Origin of the sequence: Pigmentiphaga litoralis, from assembly GCF_014651835.1 — a bacterium.
Classification (GTDB): Bacteria; Pseudomonadota; Gammaproteobacteria; order Burkholderiales; family Burkholderiaceae_B; genus Pigmentiphaga; species Pigmentiphaga litoralis.
The window spans coordinates 1,294,370-1,320,646 of the sequence record NZ_BMXQ01000001.1 but is presented as its reverse complement, the minus strand read 5'-3'; the positions used below and the strand labels follow the sequence as shown (position 1 = coordinate 1,320,646).

Annotated in this window: 20 protein-coding genes; 11 read left to right on the top strand and 9 right to left on the bottom strand. The window is 65.5% G+C overall.

Translation table 11 applies throughout. The annotated features are described in order from the left end of the window. Window positions 1–2: 2 nt before the first annotated feature. The 3 genes from IE116_RS05800 to IE116_RS05790 are packed head-to-tail and all read left to right on the top strand — an operon-like array spanning window position 3 to window position 4,468. Window positions 3–1,880, top strand: a complete 1,878-nt coding sequence (locus IE116_RS05800; protein WP_229828013.1) for a feruloyl-CoA synthase — start codon at window positions 3–5, stop codon at window positions 1,878–1,880. 18 nt (window positions 1,881–1,898) lie between these two features. Continuing rightward, entirely contained in the window at window positions 1,899–2,660 is a 762-nt protein-coding gene (locus IE116_RS05795) for an SDR family NAD(P)-dependent oxidoreductase (RefSeq protein ID WP_189610601.1), read from the top strand. An 11-nt stretch (window positions 2,661–2,671) separates the two neighbouring features. Further along, window positions 2,672–4,468: an acyl-CoA dehydrogenase gene (locus tag IE116_RS05790; RefSeq protein WP_189610599.1), complete on the top strand. Its 1,797-nt coding sequence runs from the start codon at window positions 2,672–2,674 to the stop codon at window positions 4,466–4,468. On the opposite strand, the gene IE116_RS05785 is transcribed toward IE116_RS05790, so the two are convergent. The 5 genes from IE116_RS05785 to xth all read right to left on the bottom strand — a co-directional run bounded on the left by IE116_RS05785 (window position 4,456) and on the right by xth (window position 8,776). Continuing rightward, window positions 4,456–5,553, bottom strand: a complete 1,098-nt coding sequence (locus IE116_RS05785; RefSeq protein WP_229828390.1) for a porin — start codon at window positions 5,551–5,553, stop codon at window positions 4,456–4,458. The genes IE116_RS05790 and IE116_RS05785 overlap by 13 nt on opposite strands. A gap of 188 nt (window positions 5,554–5,741) precedes the next feature. After that, window positions 5,742–6,611 carry a ZIP family metal transporter gene (locus IE116_RS05780; RefSeq protein WP_189614463.1) on the bottom strand — a complete coding sequence of 290 codons (870 nt, stop codon included), beginning with the start codon at window positions 6,609–6,611 and terminating at the stop codon, window positions 5,742–5,744. A gap of 46 nt (window positions 6,612–6,657) precedes the next feature. Further along, window positions 6,658–7,269: a superoxide dismutase gene (locus tag IE116_RS05775; RefSeq protein ID WP_189610595.1), complete on the bottom strand. Its 612-nt coding sequence runs from the start codon at window positions 7,267–7,269 to the stop codon at window positions 6,658–6,660. A 135-nt stretch (window positions 7,270–7,404) separates the two neighbouring features. Then, window positions 7,405–7,896, bottom strand: coding sequence for a DUF2753 family protein (locus IE116_RS05770; protein ID WP_189610594.1), 492 nt, complete (start codon window positions 7,894–7,896; stop codon window positions 7,405–7,407). Between the two features lie 100 nt (window positions 7,897–7,996). After that, window positions 7,997–8,776, bottom strand: a complete 780-nt coding sequence (xth, locus tag IE116_RS05765; RefSeq protein ID WP_189610592.1) for an exodeoxyribonuclease III — start codon at window positions 8,774–8,776, stop codon at window positions 7,997–7,999. Between the two features lie 244 nt (window positions 8,777–9,020). Here xth and IE116_RS05760 point away from each other — a divergent pair, with 244 nt between their 5' ends. The 3 genes from IE116_RS05760 to IE116_RS05750 all read left to right on the top strand — a co-directional run bounded on the left by IE116_RS05760 (window position 9,021) and on the right by IE116_RS05750 (window position 13,240). Beyond that, on the top strand, window positions 9,021–11,219 hold the full coding sequence (locus IE116_RS05760) for a TonB-dependent receptor (RefSeq protein ID WP_229828012.1): 2,199 nt from the start codon (window positions 9,021–9,023) through the stop codon (window positions 11,217–11,219). A 205-nt stretch (window positions 11,220–11,424) separates the two neighbouring features. Further along, window positions 11,425–12,699, top strand: a complete 1,275-nt coding sequence (locus tag IE116_RS05755; protein WP_229828011.1) for an MFS transporter — start codon at window positions 11,425–11,427, stop codon at window positions 12,697–12,699. Window positions 12,700–13,057: 358 nt separating this feature from the next. Then, on the top strand, window positions 13,058–13,240 hold the full coding sequence (locus IE116_RS05750; protein WP_189610588.1) for a DUF3606 domain-containing protein: 183 nt from the start codon (window positions 13,058–13,060) through the stop codon (window positions 13,238–13,240). Between the two features lie 81 nt (window positions 13,241–13,321). On the opposite strand, the gene IE116_RS05745 is transcribed toward IE116_RS05750, so the two are convergent. After that, window positions 13,322–15,172 carry an ABC transporter ATP-binding protein gene (locus IE116_RS05745; RefSeq protein ID WP_189610586.1) on the bottom strand — a complete coding sequence of 617 codons (1,851 nt, stop codon included), beginning with the start codon at window positions 15,170–15,172 and terminating at the stop codon, window positions 13,322–13,324. 199 nt (window positions 15,173–15,371) lie between these two features. On the opposite strand from IE116_RS05745, the gene IE116_RS05740 reads away from it, so the two are divergent. The 5 genes from IE116_RS05740 (at window position 15,372) to IE116_RS05720 (ending at window position 21,241) form a co-directional block, all read left to right on the top strand. Then, window positions 15,372–16,625 carry an EAL domain-containing response regulator gene (locus IE116_RS05740; protein WP_189610584.1) on the top strand — a complete coding sequence of 418 codons (1,254 nt, stop codon included), beginning with the start codon at window positions 15,372–15,374 and terminating at the stop codon, window positions 16,623–16,625. 123 nt (window positions 16,626–16,748) lie between these two features. Next, entirely contained in the window at window positions 16,749–17,933 is a 1,185-nt protein-coding gene (locus IE116_RS05735) for a winged helix-turn-helix domain-containing protein (protein WP_189610582.1), read from the top strand. A gap of 239 nt (window positions 17,934–18,172) precedes the next feature. Then, a complete protein-coding gene (locus tag IE116_RS05730) occupies window positions 18,173–19,441 on the top strand; it encodes an MFS transporter (protein ID WP_189610580.1) in 1,269 nt (422 codons plus the stop codon). A 137-nt stretch (window positions 19,442–19,578) separates the two neighbouring features. Then, window positions 19,579–20,238 (top strand): TetR/AcrR family transcriptional regulator, encoded by a 660-nt coding sequence (locus IE116_RS05725; protein WP_189610578.1) that lies wholly within the window; start codon window positions 19,579–19,581, stop codon window positions 20,236–20,238. Between the two features lie 523 nt (window positions 20,239–20,761). Further along, complete coding sequence (locus IE116_RS05720) at window positions 20,762–21,241, top strand: MarR family winged helix-turn-helix transcriptional regulator (RefSeq protein WP_189610576.1); 480 nt, start codon at window positions 20,762–20,764, stop codon at window positions 21,239–21,241. Window positions 21,242–21,256: 15 nt separating this feature from the next. Here IE116_RS05720 and IE116_RS05715 read toward each other — a convergent pair whose 3' ends face one another. From IE116_RS05715 to IE116_RS05705, 3 genes are all read right to left on the bottom strand, one after another. Further along, the gene (locus tag IE116_RS05715; RefSeq protein ID WP_229828010.1) at window positions 21,257–24,376 is read right to left on the bottom strand and encodes a cytochrome c; all 3,120 of its coding nucleotides are present in this window, start codon (window positions 24,374–24,376) and stop codon (window positions 21,257–21,259) included. Window positions 24,377–24,378: 2 nt separating this feature from the next. Next, window positions 24,379–24,852, bottom strand: coding sequence for a (2Fe-2S)-binding protein (locus IE116_RS05710; RefSeq protein ID WP_189610574.1), 474 nt, complete (start codon window positions 24,850–24,852; stop codon window positions 24,379–24,381). Window positions 24,853–24,918: 66 nt separating this feature from the next. Continuing rightward, on the bottom strand, window positions 24,919–26,055 hold the full coding sequence (locus IE116_RS05705; protein ID WP_189610573.1) for an FAD-dependent monooxygenase: 1,137 nt from the start codon (window positions 26,053–26,055) through the stop codon (window positions 24,919–24,921). Window positions 26,056–26,277: the final 222 nt, after the last annotated feature.

Below are 26,277 nucleotides of genomic sequence, written 5' to 3'. Positions count from 1 at the left end.
CCATGACCCCAACCTTGCCCAGCATGCCGCCGGCGCGGGCTTTCCGGCCCATCCACTTCGGGCCGTACGCCGCGGAAGTCACCCAACGTTCGGACGGCGCCTGGCTCTTGCGCGCCACCGATCCCTTGCAGCCCAGTCCTGCACGGGTCACCGAGCTGCTGGTGCGGTGGGCGCAGCGCACGCCCACCGCCACGTTTCTGGCAAGACGTGATGCCGCGGGCCAATGGCAGCATCTGAGCTACTGCGACGCCCTGACCCGGGTGCGCCAGCTTTCGGAAGCGCTGCTGCAACGAGGCCTGAGCGAAGATCGGCCTTTGTTGATCCTGTCCGGCAATGACATCGAACACGCGCTGCTGGGACTGGCCGCCATGCATGTCGGGCTTCCCTACGTTCCCTTGTCGCCTGCGTATTCGCTGCTGGCGACCGATGGCGCCAAGGTGCGCCATGCGGTCGAACTGCTCACGCCAGGCATGGTATTCGCATCCGATGGCAGCGCGTTTGCCCGCGCGATCATGGCAGCGGTGCCCGGCGACGTGGAAGTTGTCCTGGTCAAGGGCGAGATCCCCGGGCGCACGCACACGACCTTCGCCGATCTGCAAGCCACGACAGCCACCGCGCGGGTCGAGTCGGCTCACGCAGCGGTCACCGCGTCCACGATCGCCAAGTTCCTGTTCACGTCCGGGTCCACCCGGATGCCGAAAGCCGTGATCAACACGCACGGCATGATCTGCTCGAACCTGCAGATGTACACGCAGTGCTACCCCTTCATGGGCGAAGACCGGCCCGTGCTGGTCGACTGGCTGCCGTGGCATCACACGGCGGGCGGCAATCACAATTTCGGGCTGGTGCTATATCACGGCGGCAGCCTGTTCATCGACGAAGGCAAACCCACCGACGACGGATTTGCGGAAACCTTGCGCAACCTTCGCGAGATTTCTCCGACGGTGTATTACTCCGTGCCCAAGGGCATGGACCTGCTGACGCGCGCGATGCGAGACGACGCTGCATTGCGGGCATCGTTCTTTGCCCGGCTGCGGTTGATTTTCCCTGCCGGTGCGGCGCTGTCACGCGCCGTGCAGCTGGCCATCGACGACCATGCGGTGGCCGCCTGCGGCTATCGCATTCCCATGACGATGGGGCTGGGCATGACGGAGACCGCACCCTTCGCGATTTCGGCGCACCTGCCGGACTGGGTCGCCGGAAAGATCGGCCTGCCGGCGCCTGGCGTGACCGTCAAGCTCGTCGCGCACGGCGACAAGCTCGAAGTCCGGTACAAGGGCCCGAACGTCACGCCCGGCTACTGGCGTCAGCCGGATCTCACCGCCGATGCGTTCGACAGCGAAGGGTTTTTCTGCAGCGGTGATGCAGCGCGATTCGAGAATCCGGCCAACCCGGAGCAAGGCCTGGTGTTCGACGGACGCATTGCCGAAGACTTCAAACTGAGCAGCGGCACCTGGGTCAACGTGGGGGACGTCCGCGCCTCGCTCGTGGCCGCCGGCGCGCCCCATCTGATGGACGCCGTCATTACTGGCCAGGACCGCCACGAACTGGGCGCCTTGCTGTTTCTGCACGGTCCCAGCCATGCTCAGCTGACCGCGGCGGGCAACGAGGCCGGGCTGGCCGCATGGGTACAGGGCGTCCTGGATGCGTGCGCGGCGCGGGCGCACGGCAGTTCCTTCCGCGTCTGCCGCGCCATGGTCATGATGCAGCCGCCCTCGCTCGCGTCGGGTGAAATGACCGACAAGGGATCGATCAATCAGCGCATGGTGCTGGCACGCCGCGCTGACCTGGTGGAAAGGCTGTATCAGGACCCGTCGGATGCGGGTGTCGTTCGTCCCACCGCACGGGTGTCGCCGCTCGGCAGCGGCGTATCGGCATGACCTTGAAGGAGACCTCTCATGCAACTCGTTGATACTCCTGTTCTCGTCACCGGCGGTGCGTCCGGCCTCGGGGCGGCGACGGCACGTCGGCTGGCCAGGGCGGGGGCGCGGGTCGCGGTGCTCGACATCCAGCTCGACGCTGCACGGCAGTTGGCCGACGCCATTGGCGGGCTGGCGTTGCACTGCGACGTGACCGACACGCCGTCACTTGAAGCCGCACTGTCTGACGCTGCGGCTGCCCAGGGTCCTGCTCGCCTGCTGGTCAATTGTGCCGGCGGTGGCGCGCCGGGCCGCATCGTTGGCAAGGACGGACCCATGCCAATGGAAGCGTTCCGCCGCATCCTGGAGCTGAACCTGATTGGCGCGTTCAATGCGACGCGTCTTGCCGCCGCGCGGATGATGACGCTGGATCCGCTGGCCGATGGCGAACGGGGCGCCATCGTCTTCACGACGTCGGCCGCGGCCTTCGAGGCCCAGGTCGGTCAGGCAGCGTATGCCGCCGCCAAAGGCGGGCTGACCGCACTGACGCTGCAGATGGCGCGCGAATTCGCGCCTTTCGGGATTCGTGCCATGGCCATCGCCCCCGGCATCTTCGATACGCCCCTGCTGCAGACGGCGTCCGAGCCGGTTCGTGCGTCGTTGGCGGCGGCGATCCCCTTTCCGTCGCGCCTCGGCCGGCCCGACGAATTTGCCGATCAGGTCGTCAACATCGCAACATGTGCCTATCTGAACGGCGAGACGATCAGGCTGGACGGCGCGATACGGCTCGCGCCCCGCTGAAGGAGGCTGCCGTGCTTGCGTTCGAGCCGCCGCTGCGCGACATCCGGTTTCTGCTGTTCGAGGTGCTCAGTGCGCCGGATCTGCCGGGCAGTCTCGCCGGCGCGCAGCACCTGGACAGCCTTCTGGTCGACCACATTGTCGACGCAATGGGGCGTTTCGCGATAGACACCATCCTGCCCCTCAATGCAGGCGCCGATGCGCAGGGGTGTACCTGGACGGCGTCCGGCGTGCAGACACCTGCCGGTTTTCCAGAGGCGTATGCCGCCTTCTGCGCTCAAGGATGGCCGCTTCTATGCGCCGATCCGGAACTGGGCGGCGAAGGCCTGCCGCACGTGCTGTTCACGATCCAGCAGGAAATCCTGAGCGCCGCCTGCCATGCGTTCGTCATGGCGGAGGCCGTCAATCCCTGCGCGCTGGCGTGCCTGCAAGCGTCGGCGTCGCCTGACCTGATCGCGCGCTGGGGGCCCTTGCTTGCCGACGGATCCGTCCTGGCCACGATGTGCCTGAGTGAGGCGCAGGCCGGCTCCGACCTTGGCTTGCTGCGCACCCGGGCCGCGGTGGCGCCTGACGGCAGCTACCGCATCACCGGCACCAAGATCTTTGCCAGCGGCGGCGATCACGACCTGACGGCGAACATCGTGCACCTGGTGCTGGCCCGCCTGCCCGATGCGCCGCCGGGCACCCGCGGCCTGACCTTGTTCCTGGTGCCCAAATGGCTGGAGGATGGAACGCGCAACCGGGTGCATTGCGACGGGATCGAACACAAGATGGGTTTGCATGGCAGTCCCACGTGCACCCTCCGGTTCGAGGGGGCCGTGGGGTGGCGGATCGGGGACCCGCAGCGTGGCCTTGCCGCCATGTTCCCCATGATGAACCGTGCACGCTTGCTGGCGGGCGCGCAGGCGGTGGGCCTGGCGGACATTGCGTGGCAGAACGCGGCGCGGTATGCCGGCGAAAGACGGCAGGGCAAGGCGGTCAGTACGCCAGGCACCACCCTGGCCGAGCCCAGCCTGCTGATCGCCCACCCCGACGTCGCGCGCATGCTCGCGATTCAACGCGCCTGGGTGGAAGGGGGCAGGGCGCTGATCTGCTGGTCCGCTGCGCTGATCGACGCCTCAGTGATGGACGCCGCCGTGATGGACGCTGCGCGGGGCCATTGCGACCCGGCGCACCGCGCCGATGCGGCCGCCTTGCTGGGATTGCTCACGCCCATCGTCAAAGGTTTCGTTTGCGAAAACGCGCAACAGGCGGTGAGCCTGGCGCTGCAGGTGCACGGCGGGCACGGCTACATGACTGCCACTGGCATTGAACAATTGCTGCGCGATGCGCGTGTCATCACCCTGTATGAAGGCACGACTGGCATCCAGGCCATTGACCTTCTGCAGCGCAAAGCACTGGGCGATGGCCACGGCCTGGCTGTCTTGCTGGCGTCGATCGACCGTTGGACTCGCCGATCCAAGGGCGAGGGCGCTACAGCGCATGATGAGGAGATCGATGCCGCCCTCGCCACGCTCGCTGGCACCGTAAAGGACGTCACGACCTTGCTCGCTACCGCGTCCGAGCCGGCCCGCCTGGCCGCCGCAAGCTCGTACCTGCGCCTGCTGGGGCATCTGGCGACGACCTACCTGTGGGCGCGCATGCTGCACGCCGCCGCCGCCAACCCGACGCAGGAGCCTTGGCATGCAGCCAAGCGGGACACCGGGCGTTTCTACGTTCGGCAGTTGCTGCCAGAGGCCTTGTGGCTGGCTGCGGCCATTCAGGCGGACTCGGCCGTTTCGTCATCCGTGAACGGCCCTCAGAAGAGGTGACGCATCCCTGCCATCACGCCTGCCTGATTGACGCCATAAGACAGTCCGCTCAAGGCCTGCCCGCCACTGACCGACAGGTTGGCGCCGGCGTTGTTGTCGATGAAGCCCGCCAGGCCGTACACCGCCGTGCGCTTGCTGATGGCGTAGGTGGCGCGCGCCGCGGCAAGCGTGGACTTTCCGTTGTCGATCGACGAGCGCAGCCGGGCGATTTCGGCGTCAAGCGTCCAGGCTGCCGTCAGGGGATAGCTGGCGCCCAGGTAGTACAGGTCGCTATCCGACTTGACTGCGGCGCGCGTGGTGCGCGCGATCCAGCCGGCCCCCAGTTTCAACTGGCCGAACTTGACGTAACCCGTCAGCAAGTGGCGGGTATCCGTCCGGTCGCTGTCCGTCAGTCCGCCAGCGGCGTTGGGGCCGCCCCGGAACTGATCGTAGCCCACCGCCACGCCGCCCCCACGGGTGTCGTACTTGAGCGTTCCCGCCACCTGGCGGCAGGCCTTGCGGTCATCGGCGCGTTCGCCCGGGCAGTTGGTGGCTGCCGGGCCACCCGCTGCCGACACGTCACGCCCCAGACTGTAGGTCAGCACCGTCGTGAATTTGTCATAGGTGCCGCGATAGCCGATGGCGTTGTCCGACCGCGTGTTCGGAATGTAGTTGTCCAGGCTGCCCAGACCGTACACCGCCGGTCCCATGACGTCGGAATCGCCAATGGCAAACAAGGTGGCGTTGTACTGCCGGCCGAAGGTCAGCTGCCCGAGGCGCGAGCCCAGCGCGACCCAGGCTTGACGTCCGAACAGCCGCCCGCCCTGGCCCTGGACGCCGCTGTCTGTTCCAAAGCCGCTTTCCAGCGCGAACGACACCTTCAGTCCGTCGCCAAGGTCTTCCTGCCCGCGCAGTCCCCATCGCGAAGCCATGAGGCCTCCCGTGACGTTCGGCATGCGCAGCACACCGTTGCCCGCAGCGTTGGCGTGGGTCACATACTCGAGACCCGTATCCATGGCGCCATACAACTGCACGTTTTGTGCACATGCGCCGCTGCTGGCCACCGCCAGGCCTGCTAGCCCTGCCAGGCCCGCTCCCCACGTCAGTGACGGGCTGAAACGCTGTAGGTCGCGACGCAGTGATGCCTTCCCTTTTCTTGCTCTTGCCATGCTGTCCCTCCTCCGTGAAAAGATTCACCGGGTGAAAGGATAGCCAGGCTAATTAAATGGCGGTATCAACGCATTCCCTGTGCGTAAAGGCGCTTATGCGTCTGGGCGTGCTGGCAGCGTGCGGCTCAACCCAGCGCGGTATCCAGCAGCATCATGATCACGAATCCCATCATCAACCCCACGGTGGCATAGACCTCATGCCCCTTGCGGTGCGATTCGGGAATGATCTCGTGGCTGATCACGAACAGCATGGCGCCCGCGGCCAGGCCCAGTCCCCAGGGCAGCAGCGCAGCCGAATAGCTGAGCAAGGACGCTCCCAGCACGGCGGCAACCGGCTCCACCAGGCCAGACAGAATGGCGAGCACAACCGCCGTCACGCGGCGGTATCCGATCGACGCCAGCGCGATCGCCACCACCAGCCCTTCAGGTACGTCCTGAATCGAGATGCCCGTGGACAACGCGGCCGCGCGCAGCGGGTCGGTACTGGCGAAGGCCACGCCGATGGCAAGACCTTCCGGAATATTGTGCAAGGCAATCGCGAACACGAACATCCATGTCCGTTTGACGGCCAGCGGGGTGGCGTTGCCCTGGCGGCCTTCGACACCCTTGATGAAGTGTTCGTGCGGAAGCCACCGCTCCATCAGCAACAGCATCAGCGCACCGAGCAGAATGGCGCCGCCCACGATCAGGCCGGCTTCCCAGGGGCCGGCGCCCTGGTCCTTGGCGGCGGCAATGCCGGGCACGACCAAGGAAAACGCACTGGCTGCGAGCATCACGCCCGCGCCGAATCCGAACAGGCTGTCCTGCACGCGGTCGGACATGCGCTGCGAGAACAGCACCGGCAGCGCGCCCAAGGCCGTTGCCCCGGCGGCCATCAGGCCGCCCAGCAGGGCGTTCATCACCCTGGGATCCTGCATTGCGGTGGTGGTCCACGCGCGGTGCAGCAGGATCACCAGGCCCGCAAGGGCAATGGCCGCCCCGATGCGCTTGCGCATCAGGTGCCAGCCATTGGGAGCCGGGCGGCTGCTGGCGGCCACGTGATCAGCCCTTGGCGGCGTCGAAACGGCGGGACACTTCCTGCCAGTCCACGACGTTGTAGAACGCCGAAATGTATTCCGGGCGGCGGTTCTGATACTTCAGGTAGTAGGCGTGTTCCCACACGTCCAGGCCCAGGATGGGCGTATTGCCGGTCATGAGCGGGCTGTCCTGGTTGCCGGTGCTCTCGACCACCAGCTTGCCGGCCGGCGTCACACTGAGCCAGGCCCAGCCACTGCCGAAGCGGGTCAGCGCCGCCTTGGTGAAGGCGTCCTTGAAGGCGTCATAGCCGCCCAGGTCCGAATCGATGGCCGCCGCCACGCTGCCGGTCGGCGCGCCGCCACCCGACGGCGACATCACCGTCCAGAACAGGCTGTGGTTGGCATGGCCGCCGCCGTTGTTGCGGACGACGCCCTTCAGGTTTTCGGGCAGCGAGTCGATCGACTGGACCAGTTGCTCGACCGGTTGGTCGCCAAGCGGGTTGTTTTCCAGCGCCGCATTGACGTTGTTGATGTAAGTCTGGTGGTGCTTGGTGTGATGGATTTCCATCGTCTGGGCGTCGATATGCGGCTCCAGGGCATCGTAGGCATACGGCAGTGCTGGCAGGGTATAGGGCATGGTGTGATCTCCGTGGACAGAATGGAACAACAAGAGGCCGAGCGGGTGTCGTGGTGACAGGGGCGGGGGTGGCCTGGCGGACTGCGCCGCAACGTTCGTGCCGGCTGTGGCCGTGGCGGTGGCGGCGCGTTCCCGTCAATGGCTGGGAAATTCGGCAGCGGCGACCACCGTCAGACCCTGGCGGCCGTGGGCCAGACTGGCCTGCACGCGCGCATGCGTGGGCGTCGTGCGGGCGCATCGCAGCAATTCATGCAGGGTCTGGCGCGTATGGCGCAGCGCGGCCTGACGCAGCGCCAGGTCGGTGTCCGGATCGGCAATGAGCCGCTGCAGCAGGTCGTGCGCATCACATACGTGCTGGATCGCGTCGTCGTCCGCGTTACTCAGCCGGTGCAGATCCGCCAGGTTGTGGTGGGAGACCACCAGCGCCGCCAGGGACGCGTCATGATCGGGCCAGTCGCCGACCAGGGTCTGGGCGATTCGCAGGGCAAGGCGGTAGTGGCCCAGGGCCGTCGCGGGGTTGGCGCCGGTGAACGCCTCGTTCCCGGCCTCGATCGCCCGTTTCCATTGTTCCATCGGGGTGCCGGGCCGCAGCGGCAGCACGGCAGAGGGGAGGGAGGAAGGATGCACGATGGACTCCGTCGATACGGTCGCACGCCGCATGGCGCACGTGACATCCCCCTAATTTAGCAGAAATGAGAAGCGTTCCTGTTTCGAAATGGAAGCGTGATCAAAGATCCAGCGTCGCCACCACCGGCGTATGGTCCGACGGCTGTTCGTTGCGCCGGGGCGTCTTGTCGATGGTGCAGGCGCGGCACACCGCCTTGAGCGGGTCGGACAGCAGGATGTGGTCGATGCGCAGGCCTGCGTTCCGGCGAAAGCCCATCATCCGGTAATCCCACCAGCTGAACAACTTGGGCTCCTGCTCGAACAGGCGGAAAGCGTCGGACAGTCCCAGGCCGAGCAGCATGCGAAACGCACTGCGTTCAGCTTCGGACACCAGCACGCTGCCCTCCCACTTGGCCGGATCGTGCACGTCGCGATCGTCGGGCGCGATGTTGTAGTCGCCCAGCACGGCCAGCCGCGGGTACTTGGCCATCTCGCCACGCACATACGCCGTGAAGGCCCGATACCAGCTGAGCTTGTACTCGTACTTGTCGCTGCCGATGGCCTGGCCGTTGGGGCAGTACGCACAGATGATGCGCACGTCGCCCCGGGGGGAGTCCAGGGTGACGGCGATCACCCGCTGCTGATCGTCGTCAAAGCCTGGAATGTTGCGCTGGATGTCGCGCGGCTCGGCCTTCGAGATGATGGCGACGCCGTTGTACGTCTTCTGGCCGATGAACGCGATGTGGTAGCCCGCCTCGCGAAAGGCGTCGACGGGCACCTTTTCGTCTACCTGCTTCAGCTCCTGCAGACAGAGTGCTTCCATCGGGTTGTCCTGCAGCCAGGCAAGCACCTGCGGCAGCCGCACGGTAAGGGAGTTGACGTTCCAGGTGGCGATGCGCATGGGAAAGACTCGAGCTGTGGGTAACGGGCATCGATTCTACCGCTGCGTGACGGCGCGGCAGCCGTGGCAAGCGGCAACGGGCTCCGCGCTAACTGTGTTGACCGAACAACTATCTGCACTAGGGCACCAAGGTTCGCATCAAATGAGTAGAGAAACACAAGTGAGTATTGTTATCATTAGCGGCGATTCGTTATCTCTCTCTCATTGCCGCATGGCGCCGTCCGCCGTGCTTCTGGACCCATCGATGCCTCACTCGCACTCTTCACGCTCCGCTTCGTCGCGCGGCGCTGCCCCTGTCCTGCGTCCGATCGTTCGCCATCTGGCGGGTATCGGGCTGGTCATGATTGCCGGCAATGCGCTGGCGCAGACGGCTACACAGACTCCATCCACACTGGGTCAGGTGGACGTGGTCGGCACGTCCGGCGCCAGCCTTCAGCCGCCAGCGCCGGGCGGGCAGGTCGCGCGGGGCGGCAGCCTGGGTCTGTTGGGTACGAGCGACGCGATGAATGTGCCGTTCAGCACCATCAACTTCACGTCGCAAGCGGTGGAAGACGTGCAGGCCCGCACCCTGGCGGACATCGTCGTGAACGATGCGTCGGTGCGGCTGACCACGGGGACGGGCGGTTTTGACGATACGTTCACGATCCGTGGCTTGGCGGTCGGCGCGGGCGACGTGGCCATCAATGGCCTGTACGGCCTGTCGGCAAGCCGGGTCCCGGCACAGCTCGTGGAGCGCGTGGAAATCCTGAAAGGGCCCGCCACGCTCATCAACGGCATCGCACCGGGCGGCAGCGTCGGGGGCAGCATCAACGTGGTGACCAAGCGCGCGAGCGATGTGCCACTGACCCGCCTGACCACGACCTTCACGAGCAAGTCGAACCTGGCGGTGGGCGTCGATGTCGGTCGCCGCTTCGGCAAGGATAACGAGTGGGGCATCCGCTTCAACGGGTTGGTGCGGGGCGGCGAAGGCACGGTCAACGGCGGCGATCAGAAAACCCAGTTGGGCGCGCTGGCATTGGACTATCAGGGATCCCGTCTGAAGTGGTACCTGGATGCCATCGTGCAGCGCGACGACACGGACAACTTCCGCCCGCAGATCAGCCTTGACGCCATCGGCGCCATCCCCTCGCCACCTGATGCTCGGGCGAACTGGTATCCGGGTACGGCGCTGGTGCAGCGGGATAACGTCATTGCGACACGGCTTGAGTACGACGTGACGGACGCCGTGGCGGTCTATGGCGGCATCGGGTATCGCGACGGCACCGCCGAACAGGTCTTCCCGCAGTCGGTTTCCGCAGTCAACAGCGCGGGCGACTTCCGGGTGCGGAACAACTTCTATGACTCGTTTTCCCATACCGTGAGCGCGAACGCGGGCGTGCGGTGGCGCCTCAATACCGGCCCGATCAAGCACACCATCAACGCAGGGTTCACGCAGCTGACGCAGAGGAGCGGCAATTCCTTTACGGTGGGCACCAACGCGCCGGACACTACTACAGGCTTCCCGTCGAACATCTACAACCCGAGCCCGTTGGTGCCGGTTGCAGCGTCGCGTCTCGACCCTCGCCTGGCTTCAGACACGACACTGCACAGCGTAGCCATCAGCGACACCATGTCGTTCGCGGACGATCGTCTGCTGATCACGCTCGGGTTGCGTGACCAGACCGCTCGCGTGGACAGCTTCAGTACGACTACTGGCATCGCCACCGCACCCTACAAGGCGAGTGCGGTGTCGCCGCTCGCCGGCATCGTGTTCAAGCCGATCCAGAACGTCTCGGTTTACGGTAACTACACGGCGGGTCTGACGCGAGGCACGATCGTTGGTACTCAATACCTCAACCGCGGCGAGATCCTGCCCCCCTACAAATCCAAGCAGCTTGAAGCCGGCGTGAAAGCTGACTTCGGCCGCCTGACCACGAGCGCCGCGCTGTACCAAATCACGCGTCCTCTCTCGCAGGCGACTGGCCCGGTGGGCAATCAAGTCCTGGGCTACACCGGTGAAACCCGCTACCGCGGCCTTGAGTTGTCAGCCTACGGCGAGATCCAGCGTGGCCTGCGCGGCATTGCCAGCGTGGCATTCACCGAGCCCGAAGTCACCAGCTCGGTCACTGCGGCCAACGTCGGCAACACCGTCCAGGGCGTTCCCGCCATCACCGCCAGCGCTGGCCTCGATTGGGACACCCCGTGGGTGCAGGGCCTGGCCCTGAACGGCCGCGCCGTGTACACCAGCGGTTCCAACCTGAACGTGACGAACACGCAGCGCTTCGACAGCTGGACGCGTTTCGACGTGGGCGCGCGCTACCGCACGAACATCTCGGGCAAGTCCGTCGTGTTCCGCGCCAACATCGAAAACCTGTTCGACAAGAACTACTGGCTGACGACGGGCACTTACGTGGCCGTGGGTTCGCCACGCACGTTCGTGCTGTCGGCATCGATCGACTTCTGATCATGACAAAGCCGGGCCTGCCCGGCTGACGGCGAACTGTTCGCTGCAAGACCCCAAGTGCTTCCTGATGCCCCCGTGCACCAGGAAGCGCTTTGTCGTTGGGCGGCCGCCGCGCCCACCGGCGCTATAGTGTGCGTCGAAGCGCTCCACCATCGAGAGCGCCCGTCGATAAGCGAGACACCGATGCACCCGCGGAGCCATGACCTTGGCCGCCTCTGACCCCCGCCGCGCACAGGGCGCAGCACCCGGCAATACGCCCGCCAACCCACCCGCCATCCCCCCGATCCCGCCGCTGCGCACCCACTGGCTTGCCGTGTCGGCGATCGTCGCCAGCGGAATCGTCGCGGCGTTCCAGGTCGGCAAGGTGGTCATCACGATTCCCGCCTTGCGGGCGGACCTGGGGCTGGACCTGACCGACGCCGGCTGGATCATGGCGATCTTCTCCTTGCTGGGTGTGGCCTGCGGCATCCCGGTCGGGTCGATGGTCGGCCGGTTCGGCGCGCGGCGCTTGCTGGTCGCTGGGTTGACGGCCATTACCGTGGGCAGCGCGACCGCGGCCGCATCCCACGGGTTTCCGCTGCTGCTGGCCATGCGCACGCTGGAGGGACTGGGATTCGTCTTGATCACGATCGCGGGGCCATCGATGCTGCGCAACGTCATCGCGGCCAAGGACCGCGATCTGGCCTTCAGCATGTGGTCGTCGTACATGCCCACAGGCATGGCGATGGTCCTGGCGGTAGGCGGCTTCGTGGAAGGCTGGCGTGGGGTGTGGTGGGCAACGGCCGGGCTGGCGGCGCTGGCCGCCTTGTTCGTGCTGATGGTCGTGCCGGGTGGGGCGGCCGGGGGAGCCTCCGCCGGTGTCAAGGTGCCGCTGCGCGACGTGCTGGCCGGCGCGGTACGCACCGTCAGGAACGCCGGATCGGCCTTGCTGGCGACCTGCTTTGCGACCTACACGTTGCAGTACTTTGCCTTGTTCAGTTTCCTGCCGGTGCTGTTGATCGACCGGCTCGGGCTGACGGTGACGGCGGCCGGCGCCTTTACCGCCTTCGCAGCGGCCACCAATGCGATCGGCACGCTGGTCGCCGGGCAACTGTTGTCACGTGGCGTGATCGCGCGGTGGGCGTTGATCCTGTTCAGCAGCGCGGTGATGGGTGTGTGCGCCGTCGCCATTTTCGCGGCCGACCTGTCGCATGCGGCGGTGCTGGTGTTATGCGTGGTGTTTTCATGCGTCGGTGGCATGCTGCCGTCGACGGTGGTGGCCAGCGCGCCGATGCTGTCCCCCACGCCGGCACTGGTGCCGGTGGCGATCGGAATGGCGATGCAGGGCAGCTATGTCGGGCAGGTGCTCGGGCCGCTGGCCGTGGGCGTTGTCGTCGACCGTTACGGATGGTCCGCGGCCGCCGTGGTGCCGGCCGTGGCGGCGGCGATCGGCATGGCGGGGGCGTATCTCTTGCGACCGATATTCCGGCGCGTCAACTGATGGCCGTGCACTGGATGGGCGTTGCCGGAGCACGGTGTCGACGACGCTTCGCGTATGACCTGCACATGGCCTGCGTGCCGACCACTCCGAGACATCGACGTCGCACCGATGCGCCCGATGGCCATGGACGCCGACATCGACGTGTTCGATGAACCGCTGCTGCTGGCGTTGGCGCGGCGATCGTTCCCTGGACCATGACCCGCAGCCGGGGGGACTCCCTGGGGTTCCTGCCGATCACCGGGGTGGGCAAGGTCCGCGCAACGATCGTCATGGCGAGTCTGGCGGACCCGGCGAACGCGGTGATAACCAAGGCACAGGAGTTGCTGCTCAGTCGTCGTACTTAACCCAAGGAGGCACCATGTCCGATGATAAAAGCGCTGTAGGGCAAGCTGACCGTTTGCGTATCAACGTCAACGAGGATTACGAACTGCACGATTGGTCGAAAAAGTTTGGCGTGACGCCAGACGAACTTCGGGCAGCCGTCAAGGCCGTAGGCGTGATGGCGGCAGATGTCGAAAAGCACCTGAAGCAGCGGAAGTAGAAGCGTGGCGGCGACGGGCGATGGGACTTCCTGGAGGCCCTATCGCCCGTGCCGTCCTAGGTAGTTTTTACCGGCTCAAGGTCAAAGCGCCACGACCTCGTCGGCAAAGCCTTTGGTCAGCTCCAGCGCCTGGCGCTCGAACAGTCGACGATACAGCCCGCCTTGGCGGCGGACCAGCTGATCGTGACTGCCTTCCTCGATGACCTTGCCATGGTCCAGTACCAGCAACCGGTCCAGCGCGCGCACGGTCGACAGGCGATGCGCAACGACCAGCGTCGTGCGTCCCACCATCAGCCGTTCCATGGCCTCCTGGATCAATACCTCGCTTTCGCTATCCAGACTGGACGTCGCCTCGTCAAAAATCAGGATGGGCGCATCGGCCAGGAAGGCGCGTGCGATCGCCACCCGCTGACGCTCGCCGCCGGACAGCTTGACTCCCCGTTCGCCCACCAAAGTGTCATAGCCCTTGGGCAGCGCCGAAATGAAGTCGTGCGCGCTGGCCTGGCGCGCCGCGGCTTCGATCTGCGCCTGGGTCGCGCCGGGGCGCGCGTAAGCAATGTTTTCGGACAAGGACCGGTGGAACAGCACAGGCTCTTGTTGCACGATGGCAATCTGGCTGCGCAAGGACATCTGCTTGACCCCGGCAATGTCCTGGCCGTCGATCGTGATGCTGCCCGCGTCGATGTCGTACAGGCGCTGGATCAGCTTGATGAATGTCGTCTTGCCCGATCCAGAATGGCCGACCAGGCCGATGCGTTCGCCGGGTGCAATACGCATGGAAAAGTGCTCGTACAGCGGCGTGGCATGCGGACCGTAGCGGAAGGTCACGTCGTTGAAGCGGATCTCGCCTGCACGGATGGCGATGTTGCCTGCGCCTGGCCGGTCTTCCACGCCCAGCGGCTGGCTTTCCAGCGACACCAGTTCTTCCATGTCATTGACCGAGCGCTGCAGATTGCGAATGTGCATGCCGACATCCCGCAGATAGCCTTTCAGCACAAAGAACATCGTCAGCGCAAACGTGATGTCGCCAACGCTGGCCTGGTTGCGCGACCACATGAGCAGGGCGGTCCCCAGCATGGCAGCTTGCATGAGCACGAGCAGAGCGCCCTGCAGGCCGCCATTGAGGGTGCCGCGGATCCAGGTGCGCCGGGTCCGCAGCCGCCACTTGGCCACGACACGCGCCAGCCGCGCTTCTTCACGGCTTTCCGCGCCAAACGCCTTGACCACCGGATTGCAGCTGATGGCGTCGGCCAACGCGCCGCCCATGCGGGTGTCCCAGGCGTTGGCCAGGCGGGCGGCTGGCGCCACGAAGCCCAGCGACATGCCGACGATGATGCCGACGAAGCAGATGGATCCGATGCCCACCACCAGGCCCATCAGCGGCCAGTGCAGGCCCAGCATGATGGTTGCGCCGATCAACATGATGATCGACGGGAAGAGGGCGACCAGCAGCGTGTCGTTGAGCAGGTCGAGCGCCCACATGCCCCGCGTGATCTTGCGCACGGTGGATCCGGCAAAGCTGTTGGCATGCCAGTTGGTCGAAAAACGCTGGATGCGATGGAAGCTGTTGGCGGCGATGTCGCTCATCATCTTCAGCGTGAGCTTGATGATGTTGAAAAACACCACTTGTCGGAACAGGGTCCCGCCCAGGCCGAGGGCGGCAAGAAACCAGAACGCGGTAATGGCGGCGGTCCAGGCGGTATCGTCACTGGCGGCGCCGGACGCAACGGCATCGACCAGTCGTCCGGCATACAGCGGCGTCATCACGTCGGCCAGGGCCGAGAGCAGGACCAGCCCGGCAATCAGGGCGATACGCCAGGGCTGCCGCCGCCAGTGCAGCAGGGTAAAACCCAGAACGTCCTTGAATACCCGGCTGCCGGCATAGCGGGCGTTGCCCGGAGGGGAGGGGGAAATGCGTCGTTTGCGGATCATTGGTACTTGTAGAAGGGCTTTCGCGGCGCGAATTCAGGCCATGCGGGCAGGAGCAAGCAAGGTGCCCGCCAGCCCTCCATCGTAGCGCGCCAAGGGTCGGCGCCCCGGTCTGGACGTTTTACGATAGACGCGCCCTTGAACCTGCGCGACAGTGCGTCCCACAACGAACCAGGATTCACTGAACCAACGAGGGCATGCCATGTGGCAATTCGACGTCGACACCCAACTCGAAACCGAGGAACTCGCCAGCCTTCGCGTCCTGGTCGTGCAAGGCCAGACGGTGCATCGCGAGCGGATCAAGTTCGAATTGCACCAGGCGGGTGTCAGCCACATCGAAGACGCGGCCAATGGCCTGCGCGCGCTGTCTCTGATGCGCACGCAGGCTTTCGATCTGCTGATCGTCGACCTGGTCATGCCCCAGCTCAATGGCATCCAGCTGCTGGACCTGGCGGCGGGGATGTGCGCCGATATGCGCATCCTGGTGGCTGGGGATGCCGACGCCGCGTTGTTGCGGGCCGCCCGACAGTTCGCGCTGACGCGCAACCTGCGCATCCATGACTGCGTGCCGCATCCCCTGCGTGAAGGCCTGCTGGTCGAGGTGCTGCGCGCGTCACTGGACGACGTGGCCGCGCGCCGCGCGCCACCGGCGCGCACCCCGCCGTCCGTGTCCGCCCCGCTGCGCCGCACGGCGTGCGGCCCGCTGGACATGGCCTCCTTGTTGTCCTTGGATTGCCTGCGCATTGCCTACCAGCCAAAAATGTCCTTGCAGACGAATCGCCTGACCGGGGTGGAGGCGTTGGCCCGCCTGCATCACCCCGACCAAGGGCTGCTGACGCCGGACGCATTCATGGCGGACGTGGCGGCGCAGGGCGTCATGACCGACCTGACCCATCGCATGCTTGCACAGGCCGCAACGGAGCAGGCGGCGTGGGCGCGTAACGGATCGTGCACGGCGGTGTCGGTCAACGTGCCGGCACCGGTTGTCGAAGGGCCTGGCGCCGTGGAGCGCATCATCGATGTGGTCCGGCGCTCGGGCAGCCAACCCGAGGCGATCACGTTGGAGATCACCGAGACGGCGCCGATTGTCGACAGGCATGCGTTCTATCGCGCAGCGGCGGGCTTGCGGCTGGCCGGCTTCGGCCTGGCCATCGACGATGTGGGAACGGGCCATAACTCGCTCGACCTGCTGGTCAATGGCCCGTTCACCGAACTGAAGGTGGACCGCAGCTTCGTGTGCCGCGCCAACGCCTGCGCCGCATCGCGCGCCGTGCTTGAAGCATGTACCCGCCTGGGCTCGGAGTTGGGGATGACGGTGACGGCCGAAGGGGTTGCGTCCACCGCCGATCTCGCGCAAGCCGCGCTCGCGGGTTGCCATGAGGTGCAAGGACATCTCATCAGTGCGGCGCTGCCTGGCGATGCAATTCCCAGGCTGATCGGGCGGCGACTTTGGTGATGCGCTGCTGCGCTTCGTGACCTGGCGACGCCCTTGGCTAGCAACGCCTTGACCGGGCGGCAGGGCGTTTGGCCAGAGGCGTAGAATGCGGCCGGCTACTGTCCCGACCCAAATGTACCCGCCATGCCGTCATCTCCCGTTCCGCTTTCCCTGACCCACGCCCGCCGCATCTGGCTGCGTGCGCAGCGGCTCGATGTCCGCGCGCCGTTCAGCCAGCGCGGTGAGCTCGGGGGCGATGAAGACGGCGACGACGGCGCCAATGCCGTTCGACGCGCCGTCGAGCACCTGGGCTATGTGCAGATCGACACCATTCAGGTCATCGAGCGCTGTCATCACCACATCCTCTGGTCACGGATCCCGGACTACCGGCGGGCCGACCTGCATTGCGCGCAGACCACCGACAAGACCGTGTTCGAGTACTGGACGCACGCCTTGTCGTACGTGCCGACGCGTGACATGCCGTTCTTCCTGGCGGAAATGAAGCAGCATCGCGCCTCGCCCCGCAGCGGCTATCGCAACGTGCCGCCCGAGGACGTGCGCAAGATCATCCGCCGGGTCCGGGACGACGGCGCGCTGTCGCTACGCGACATTGACGATGACATCGAGCAGGAAAAAGACCACCTGTGGGGTAGCCGCAAGCCGTCCCGCCGAGCCTTGCAGGCGGCCTTCTACGACGGCGCGCTGACCATCAGCGAACGCACGGGCATGCTCAAACGCTACGAGCTGACCGCGCGGCACTTCGGGTGGACGCAGACGCCGAAGGTGGCGACACCTGCGCAGTGCACGGCGTACGTGCTGGACCGGGCCTTGCGCGCGCAAGGTCTGGTCAGCCTGGACTCGGTGTGCCATCTCGATGCGCCGCGCAAACCTGCCGTGCGCGCCCTGATCGAAACACGGGTGCGTCGTGGCGAGCTGTTGCCCGTGGCGCTGGAGGGCGAGGGTGGGGCGCCCCATTGGGTAAGCCCTGCGGACCTTGCGCCGCTGCCGGACATCGATCCCGGCACGACACACGTGCTGTCGCCGTTCGATCCCTTGATCATCCAGCGCAAGCGGCTGCATCGCCTGTTCAGCTATCTGCATCGGTTCGAAGCCTACGTGCCCAGGGACAGGCGCGTGTTCGGCTATTTCGCCTTGCCGGTGCTGGCGGGCGACCAGGTGGTGGCGGCCATCGATATCAAGGCCGACCGGACTCGGCAGCGTCTGCAGATCCAGCATTGGACCTGGGTCGGCGGGGGCAGTGCGGCAAGGCATCAAGCACAGATCGATGAGGCCTTGCATCGATTCGAGGACTTCCAGTTTCGCAAGTGAGCCAGGTGGTCGGCCATGGCGTCAAGACCGCCCGGTTTGGTTGATACGGAGGGGTCCCCTACAATTTCGGCTGTCCCAACGAATTTGCAAGGAGAACCCCGCCAGTGCCATGGATCGCCAATCGCACCGACTCGTCCCGCAACCCGTTGTCTACGTCTGCGCCGTCAGGCCCAGGATCGACTGAAGGCACCGCCGCCGTCAGCGCCTCGACGTTGAGGCGTGCGATCGGCGCCTCGGCAATGGGCAACGCCACCGAGTGGTTCGATTACGGCATCTACGCGTACGGGGTGACCTACCTGTCCGCGGCATTGTTTCCGGGGTCGACCGACGAAGCCACCTTGTTTGCGTTGGCGACCTTCGCAATTTCCTTTCTGGTCCGGCCATTGGGCGGACTGTTCTGGGGTCCCCTGGGCGACACGCTGGGGCGCAAGTCGGTCCTTGCCCTGACCATCCTGATGATGTCGGGCGCCACGCTCTGCGTCGGGCTGATCCCTTCCTACGACAGCATCGGCTTCTGGGCGCCCACATTACTGGTCGTGCTGCGCATGATCCAGGGGTTTTCGACTGGCGGCGAATACGGCGGCGCGGCAACGTTCATGGCCGAATACGCTCCCGACAGCAGGCGCGGCTGGTGCGGCAGCTTCCTGGAGTTCGGCACGCTTGCGGGCTTTTCGGCAGGTGCCTTGCTCATGCTGGGCTTTTCGCTGGCCCTGGGGGACGACGCCATGCATGCGTGGGGCTGGCGCATTCCATTTCTGGTCGCGGCGCCCATGGGCCTGATCGGCCTGTATCTACGATCGAAGATGGAGGACACTCCCGTGTTTCGCGAGGCCAGTGCCGAGGCCGCCGCGCATCCGGCATCGACGGGCGGACTGAACGAATTGATCGGCGGATACTGGCGCGAACTGCTGGTGATGAGCGGACTCGTCATTGCACTGAATGTTGTGAATTACACCTTGTTGAGCTACATGCCGACCTATCTGCAGCGCCGGCTCGGGCTGTCTCCTAACGAGGCGTTGGTGGTGCCCATCGTCGGCATGTTGTTCATGATGGTGCTGCTGCCTTTTGCGGGCGCACTATCGGATCGGGTCGGACGCAAGCCCTTATGGTGGGCGTCGCTGGTAGGGCTGTTCGTGCTGGTCGTGCCGCTGTATCAGTTGATGGCGACCGGCATGACAGGCGCCATCATTGGCTTTGCGTTGTTGGGCGTGCTGTATGTGCCGCAACTGGCAACCATCTCGGCCACCTTCCCGGCCATGTTCCCGACGCGAGTGCGTTTTGCCGGGTTTGCGCTGGCGTACAACGTGGCGACATCGCTGTTTGGCGGGACGGCGCCAGCACTCAATAGCGGCCTGATCCGTATGACCGGCGACGAACTGGTCCCGGCTTATTACATGATGGGTGCCTGCGTGGTTGGCGCCATTGCATTGATATTCCTGGCCGAGACCGCGGGCGCGTCGCTGCATGACGTGGGCAGGCGTCGGCTGCCCCGACACGCAGTACGCTGACGGTATGTCGCGGATCGACCTTCGTCGTGATGGAAGGTGCGACACAAATCCCCTAGAATCAGCGATCGCAGTGGAGAGCGGGAGGGCCAGGGGTCCGGTCCCGCACCGTGATCCAACCGTCGCCAAGATCGGAAACCATGAAGGCTAACGCGCAGAGCGGTCTGGGGATACGCGCACAGCAGGCCCAGCAGACACGTCAGAAAATACTGAAAGCGGCCATCAAGGTCTTTGCGAAAAGCGGCTTTGCCGGTGGCCGTGTCGACAGTATCTCGAAGCTCGCCAAATCGCATGACCGGATGATCTATTACTACTTCGGCAGCAAGGAAAAGCTGTTCGTTGAAGTGCTGGAAACGCTGTATGAGCAGTTCAACGAAGCCGAGCGCCGCCTGCAACTGGATACGTCCGACCCTGTCGCCGCGCTCAGCCGCATCGTCGACTTCACGTGGCGCTACTACCTGACCCATCCGGAATTCGTGGCCTTGCTGGGATCCGAAAACCTGCACCGTGGCATCCACGTCAAAAAGTCGGTCAACGTCAAAAGCATGTCGGATGCGACCCTGTCGATGCTGCAGCCGGTGCTGGAAGCAGGGCAGGCCCAGGGGCTGTTTCGTGATGACATCAGCGTGCGTAATCTGTACCTGATGATCGCGTCGCTGGGCTACTTCTACAACTCCAATCGCTACACGCTCAGTTCCTTCCTGGGTGAAAACCTGATGACCGATCAAGCCCTGGTCGACTGGCAGGCGTTCATTACCGATGCGGTGCTGCGCAAGGTCTGCGTTGACACCCTGGCGTAAGGGGTGGCGGTCCGCGGTCCATGCGGCCCGTGGCGACCGTCAGCGTGTTGCCCCACGCGTCGGCGCTCCCAAGGATCCGCAACGCCTTGTTCAGGGCGATCTGCGCCACGCGCTGAACCTCCGGTGACGTCGCGACCGGCAATTTGACGTGCAGAACATCGATCCGGGGCGCGCCGGGGGACCCTTAAAAATCAGAAAACGCCATTTTTTGCCACATTTGCCATGTGATCCACCGGATAACGCAGATGTGGCAGATTTTCGGGTTTTTCAGATTTGAAGGGTGTCCCCCCGGCCCGAGCCGTGCACCAGAATGCAGCGTAGACGCTCGAAACTGGGCGCGCGTTGATAGCGTCGGTTGGCGACCCAGCGTTTTGAGGAACAGGCGTATCGCCTGGCGGGAAAAGCGGTAGTCGCTATGTTTCCTTGTCCGTTACAGCGTGTGCCGATATAATGTACACACGCGTTTTCCATGCCTGTCGGCAACCCGCCGCAGGCGGCACGTCGCCTTCTCGTTGCCGCCCCGATGCCTCCATCTACCCCCAAGCGTGCGTCCGTCGCCGCGCCATCGCCCGAACCGGCCTATGTGTTTTCCGATCAGGTCGGGCACTTGCTGCGCCGCGCGTATCAGCGGCACATGGCGCTGTTCCAGCAGATCATTCCCGATTCGCAGCTGACTGCCGCGCAGTTTGTGACGCTGTGCGCGGTGCGGGACAAGGGGGCTTGCTCGCTCAGCGACATCGTCAAAATCACCGCGATCGACCAGGCCACGATTCGCGGGGTGATCGACCGGCTCAAGACGCGCGGGCTGTTGTCCGTCGATCATGACCCCAGCGACCGGCGCAAGGTTGTCGTGTCGCTGACAACCGATGGCGCAGCGCTGGTGCACGAGATGGAACCCTTTGCCGACCAGATCACGGAACTGACTTTTGGTGATCTCAACCCGGCCGAACGTGTGGCCATTCTGTACCTGCTTCGCAAGATGGGCCTGGACGCGGCGGACTGATCCGCTGGCCTGCCATCAGTGCTTGCGCAGCAACTGCAACCTGTCTTCGACGTTGTTCCAGGCCGGGCGATCCGGCGCAAACCGATCCCGCAGGTAACGGACGACGTCCACGATCTGCCTGTCGTTCAGTGTGCTGCCGAATGCGGGCATATCGCCCAGCGCATCGTTGGCCGGGCTGTCGATGCCTTTCAGGATCGACTGCAGGACGTTATCGGGCTGATCGCTATGCAGGTTGGTGTTCAAAGCCAATGACAGCTTGATGCCTGCCAGGGCCGGTCCGGCCTGGGGCTCGTGGCAGACGGCGCAGGCCCCTTCAAAGATCCTTTCGCCTGCCGCGTCGAACACCTTGGCGCGAGGCGCGGTCGCGGCTTCGATACGGGCCAGCTGCGTCGCGGGCAGGGCGGTGTCCACCGTGGCGGTTGGCGCAGTGCCCCCAGTTTCCTTTACGCCGTCCAGATTCGCCAGGTAATGCGCCATGGCCGCGACGTCGGCCGACGGCAGTTGCTGCAATCCATGGATGACCGGGCCCATCGGGCCCGCGGCGGAGCCGTGACGCGGCGAAAAACCGGTGCTCAGGTACTGGAAGAAGTCGCCCTCATTCCATGGAATCGGCGCGTGCGACAGGCGATTCAAGGCGGGCGCTTCCCACCCTTCCGCTTCGCCGCCTGCCAGAAAGGCGGGCTTGCCGCGCTGTTCGGCGCCCAGCGCATTGCGCGGCGTGTGGCACGCGCCGCAGTGCCCCGCCCCCTGGACCAGATACGCGCCGCGGTTCCACTGCAGGCTTTGCGTGGGGTCGGGCGCGTAGGGTTGGTCGTCGTGGAACAGCGTGTTCCAGCCCGCCATCAGCGGGCGGATGCTGTACGGAAAGGCGAGCGACGTGGGCGCCGGCGTCGATCGCACGGCGGGCTGAGCCATCATGTAGGCATATAGCGCCGTCATGTCGGCTTCGGTGAACTTGGCGAACGAGGTGTACGGAAATGCCGGATACAGGTGCCTGCCATCGCGATGGATGCCCTGGCGCATTGCGCGTTCGAATGCGGCATACGACCAGTTGCCGATGCCGGTCTCGACGTCGGGCGTGATGTTGGTGGTGACGATCTGCCCGAAGGGCGTGTCCAGGTGCAGGCCGCCGGCATTGGGTACGCCGCCCGGTGCGGTGTGGCACACCACGCAATCGCTGGCGGCGGCCACCAGGCGTCCACGTTCGATGGCTTCGGCCGAGTACACCGACAGGTCGGGCGGCTGTACCGGCGCAATCGCTGGGCGCCAGGGCAGCGCGGCCGCGGTCAGGCCGACGGCCGCTGCCGCAATCCCACCCAGCCAGGCATAGGCCATGCGCCGCTCCGGGGCGGCGGTTTCGCCGCGCAGCTGCTGGCGCGCGGCGTCGCTGTTGAAAGGCGGTTGACGCAGGCGGACGCCGGTCGCGTCGAAGATGGCGTTGGCGACCGCTGCGGCTGCGGGCAGGGCGGCGGCCGCGGTCCATGCCAGGGGTCGGGCCGTGGCCACGTCGCCGCCTGGTGCAACCCAGGTAATGTCGGTGGTGCCTGCCGCGGCCTGTCGGGGTGCAACGGCGGTACTGCCGCCGTCGGGTTCCGGTTTGGGTTCGGGGGCCGTGGCCTGACCTGCCCAGTCATCAAAGCCGGCGGGTAGCGCGAGCAGTGCACGTGTCACCCCGTCGATCTGCCGCTCGATCGGGGCCTGCGCGGTCCGGACCGGGCCGGGCGCAAGGTGCTCGATGTCATGACCGACCACCACGCGGGTGACGGCGACGTGGCCGCTGGCGGCGTCGACGGCCACTTCGGCCACCCATGCCGACCAGGTGCGGCTGGGCGGAACCGTGCTGTGGTCGATTACGCTGCTGTACGCCATGCCGCGGCCCGCTCCGCGGGACGTGTCCTGCCATCCAGCGCGCTCCGCGACCGTCCGTACCAAGGCCTGGCCACGGGGGTCCCGCGCAAGCTGTGTCAGTCGCAGGGTGACGGGATCCACCCCGCGCGTCGCCGCCATTTCGTCGATGAAGGATTCAAGCGCGAACACCTGGGCGGCGGGCAGGCCTTCGGGCGTCGTGCCGGTGCTCAGATTGTCCAGGCTGGCGTCCGGGTGCCAGTCGATGGCAGGCGCCGCGTCGTAGGGCACGACCGGGTGCGGCGGGCGGTCGGCTGAGGAGTTAGTCGCCGAGGGGCTGCCCGACGCGGTACTGCCTGCACGCCTATTGCCTGGCTCCGTGCTGCCTGACACCGTACTGCCTGACACCGTACTGCCAGCGATCCCGCCCGCCACCCCGCCTGCCACTCCGCTCGCCAGCAGGCGCGCGATGCTGGGGCGGTGCACCACCGGCGCACCGGTTGTCATCCGCAACGTGGTGATCTGCAACATTGCAGAGGACAACGTTGCAGAGGACAACGTTGCAGAGGACAACGTTTCGGACGACAACTTTCCGGACGACAGCGATGCAGAGGGCAACGTCGCCGTCAACCGCGTCGGCATCACCGCCGCCGCCGCCATTCCCGACCGGACCCGCACCGGGCGGTACACGGCCCGGGACAACAACACCGCATCTGCGGCGGCATCGAACGCGCCGGCATGCGCGGGCTGGCCCGTCGGCAGCACGGTGACCTGCTCCACCGCCAGCGACAGCAGCGTGGCAATCTCTGCCTGAAGCAAGCCCACATCAGTCGCCGGCGCCCAGACCGATACGCCCCGATCATGGACCCAGGCGACCGCCCAGCACGGTTCGGCAGCCTGCGCCTGCGGCCAGGCGTAGTCGCGTGAGAACGTCTCTGGCCCGGGGATGCCATCCGCGTCTCCGGCGGAAGCGTCCGGGCCACCGGTGGACGCCTTCGCTCCTTCCCGCAACGCCGCGTTCCACTCCACCACCAGCCGGCTCGCACCCTGGTCGGCCAGCACTGCGCTGACTGCCACCACACCGGCAAAGTGCCGGTCGATCACTGCAGGGAACACGCCGGGGATCCTGCGCAGGGCGCGGTCGTCGGCGTGACGCAGTGTCATGCCGGTATAGCGCTGGCCATCCCAATCCATGCGCGGCGGGCGCAGTACGACGCCGTGCAGGGTGTTGCCCGGGTCGGGGGGTGTCAGGTCGTAAGAGGTGGGAAGGGCAGGCAGGCCGTTGGCCATGTTCATTCCGCCGCGGCGGCGCGCGCCACGGCCGCAAGAATTTCAACGTGGGTGCCGCAGCGGCACAGGTTGTAATGAAGTTCGTCGCGAATGGTCTGTTCGGACGGATGCGGATCGCGGCGCAGCAGCGCCTCGGCCGTCATGATCATGCCGTTCAGGCAGTAGCCGCATTGGGCGGCCTGGGCATCGATGAAGGCTTGCTGGGTGGTGCCGGGCTGGCCGTTGCGGCACAGGCCTTCCAGCGTGGTGATCTGACGCGCGCCCACCCGCTTGACCGGGATCACGCACGACCGGGCAGCCACACCGTCGACCAGCACGGTACAGGCGCCGCATTGACCCAGCCCGCAGCCAAATTTCGGTCCGTTCAGTTCCAGGTCATTGCGCAGCAGGTACAGCAGCGGAGTTTCCGGGTCCGCGTGCACGACGGCGCCTGCGCCGTTCACGTTCAACACGAAGTTTCGGTACCCGTTATCCATAACCATCCTGGCTGGCGCACCGTGGCGGCGCGCCTCGCAGCACTATACGTCAGAGAAGGGTGTCGATCAGGGCTGGACCAGCGGCACGTTGAAGACGTCGTAGCCAAAGCACCAGTCGGGGTTCTCGTTCGTGCGCAGCCAGGTGTTGTCATGCGACACCTTCTGCACGCGGCTGGCGCGTTCCGTGCGGTTCTTTTCGTACAGCTTGAAGGCCAGCGTGTGGTTTTCGGCGCCCACTTCCTGGAAGCACCGCACCAGCATGGCGGCGTCTTCGATGGCCATGGCCGCGCCTTGCGCCATGTGCGGCTTCATGGGGTGGCAGGCGTCGCCCAGCAGCACGATGCGGCCACGGCTCCACAGGGGCAGCGGGTCGCGTTCCAGCAGCGGCCACTTCGAAATTTCCTTGGTGCCGTTGATCAGCGATTGCACGGTAGGGTGCCAGCCGTCGAACGCTTCACGCATTTCTTCCTGGCTGCTCGGGACCCAGCTTTTGGTCATGTCCCATTCGGCTTCCGGCACGCCCGTGACGTAGTAGATCTCGTCGCGCTTTTCGGTGACGTAATACACCATCATGTGACGGTCATCGGACCACCACTTGACGCACATGTCGTAGGGCAGGGGGCCGCTGTCGATCGGCGTGGGGAACACGGCGCGATGGCCGACGTAGCCGCTGTACTTGGGCAGCTCGGGGCCGAGCAGCGCATCGCGCAGCTTGGAATTGACGCCGTCGGCGCCGATCACGATATCGCAGTCTTCAACCGTGCCGTCGGTAAAGTGGAGCTTGACCACGTCGCCCAGGTCTTCGACTTCGGTCAGCTTCTTGTTGAATGCGAGCAGGCCGGCAGGCAGGGCGGCGGTCATCATGGCGTGGAAGTCGCCGCGGTGCACCGTCAGGTAGCTGGCGCCGTAATGTGACAGCGCGTAGTCGCCCAGGGGAATCGCGGCCAGTTCGTCGCCGGTCTGCCAATGACGGCTGTACCAGAAGTCGGGGTGCGAACCCATGCGGTTCAACTCGTCTTCAATGCCAATGCGGCGCATGATCTTCATGACGTTGGGGCCAAGGTGGATACCCGCGCCGATACGGGCAAAGGCCGGGGCCTGCTCGTACAGCTTGACGTCGAAGCCGGCCTTGGCCAGCAGCGCCGCGCCGGCGGTGCCGCCCAAACCGGCACCGATGATTGCGATTCTTGGTTTGCTCTTCACGTTTGGATCTCCTGGCCCGCGGGCGGTCATGCGACATCATCGCCTTGATGATTTGAATGCAGTGTACACACTCAAAATGCCGCAGTAAACAGGGTTTTTTACGCACGCTTGCGGGCGCATTGCGGTGCATCAAGCACCAAGTTGAAGCGCCTGAGAGGTAAGGTGAATGCGGGTATTCCATGAGGCCCGACAGCGGGGCATTCCCTTGTTGTCAGTTCTTTC

Excerpts from the sequence above, each read along its gene's own strand:
- IE116_RS05715 (WP_229828010.1), bottom strand. The coding sequence starts at position 24,376 with ATGGCCAACGGCCTGCCTGCCCTTCCCACCTCTTACGACCTGACACCC.
- IE116_RS05800 (WP_229828013.1), top strand. The coding sequence starts at position 3 with ATGACCCCAACCTTGCCCAGCATGCCGCCGGCGCGGGCTTTCCGGCCC.
- IE116_RS05750 (WP_189610588.1), top strand. The coding sequence starts at position 13,058 with ATGTCCGATGATAAAAGCGCTGTAGGGCAAGCTGACCGTTTGCGTATC.
- IE116_RS05745 (WP_189610586.1), bottom strand. The coding sequence starts at position 15,172 with ATGATCCGCAAACGACGCATTTCCCCCTCCCCTCCGGGCAACGCCCGC.
- xth (WP_189610592.1), bottom strand. The coding sequence starts at position 8,776 with ATGCGCATCGCCACCTGGAACGTCAACTCCCTTACCGTGCGGCTGCCG.
- IE116_RS05740 (WP_189610584.1), top strand. The coding sequence starts at position 15,372 with ATGTGGCAATTCGACGTCGACACCCAACTCGAAACCGAGGAACTCGCC.
- IE116_RS05725 (WP_189610578.1), top strand. The coding sequence starts at position 19,579 with ATGAAGGCTAACGCGCAGAGCGGTCTGGGGATACGCGCACAGCAGGCC.
- IE116_RS05710 (WP_189610574.1), bottom strand. The coding sequence starts at position 24,852 with ATGGATAACGGGTACCGAAACTTCGTGTTGAACGTGAACGGCGCAGGC.
- IE116_RS05720 (WP_189610576.1), top strand. The coding sequence starts at position 20,762 with ATGCCTCCATCTACCCCCAAGCGTGCGTCCGTCGCCGCGCCATCGCCC.
- IE116_RS05735 (WP_189610582.1), top strand. The coding sequence starts at position 16,749 with ATGCCGTCATCTCCCGTTCCGCTTTCCCTGACCCACGCCCGCCGCATC.
- IE116_RS05780 (WP_189614463.1), bottom strand. The coding sequence starts at position 6,611 with ATGCGCAAGCGCATCGGGGCGGCCATTGCCCTTGCGGGCCTGGTGATC.
- IE116_RS05795 (WP_189610601.1), top strand. The coding sequence starts at position 1,899 with ATGCAACTCGTTGATACTCCTGTTCTCGTCACCGGCGGTGCGTCCGGC.
- IE116_RS05730 (WP_189610580.1), top strand. The coding sequence starts at position 18,173 with ATGGGCAACGCCACCGAGTGGTTCGATTACGGCATCTACGCGTACGGG.
- IE116_RS05775 (WP_189610595.1), bottom strand. The coding sequence starts at position 7,269 with ATGCCCTATACCCTGCCAGCACTGCCGTATGCCTACGATGCCCTGGAG.
- IE116_RS05760 (WP_229828012.1), top strand. The coding sequence starts at position 9,021 with ATGCCTCACTCGCACTCTTCACGCTCCGCTTCGTCGCGCGGCGCTGCC.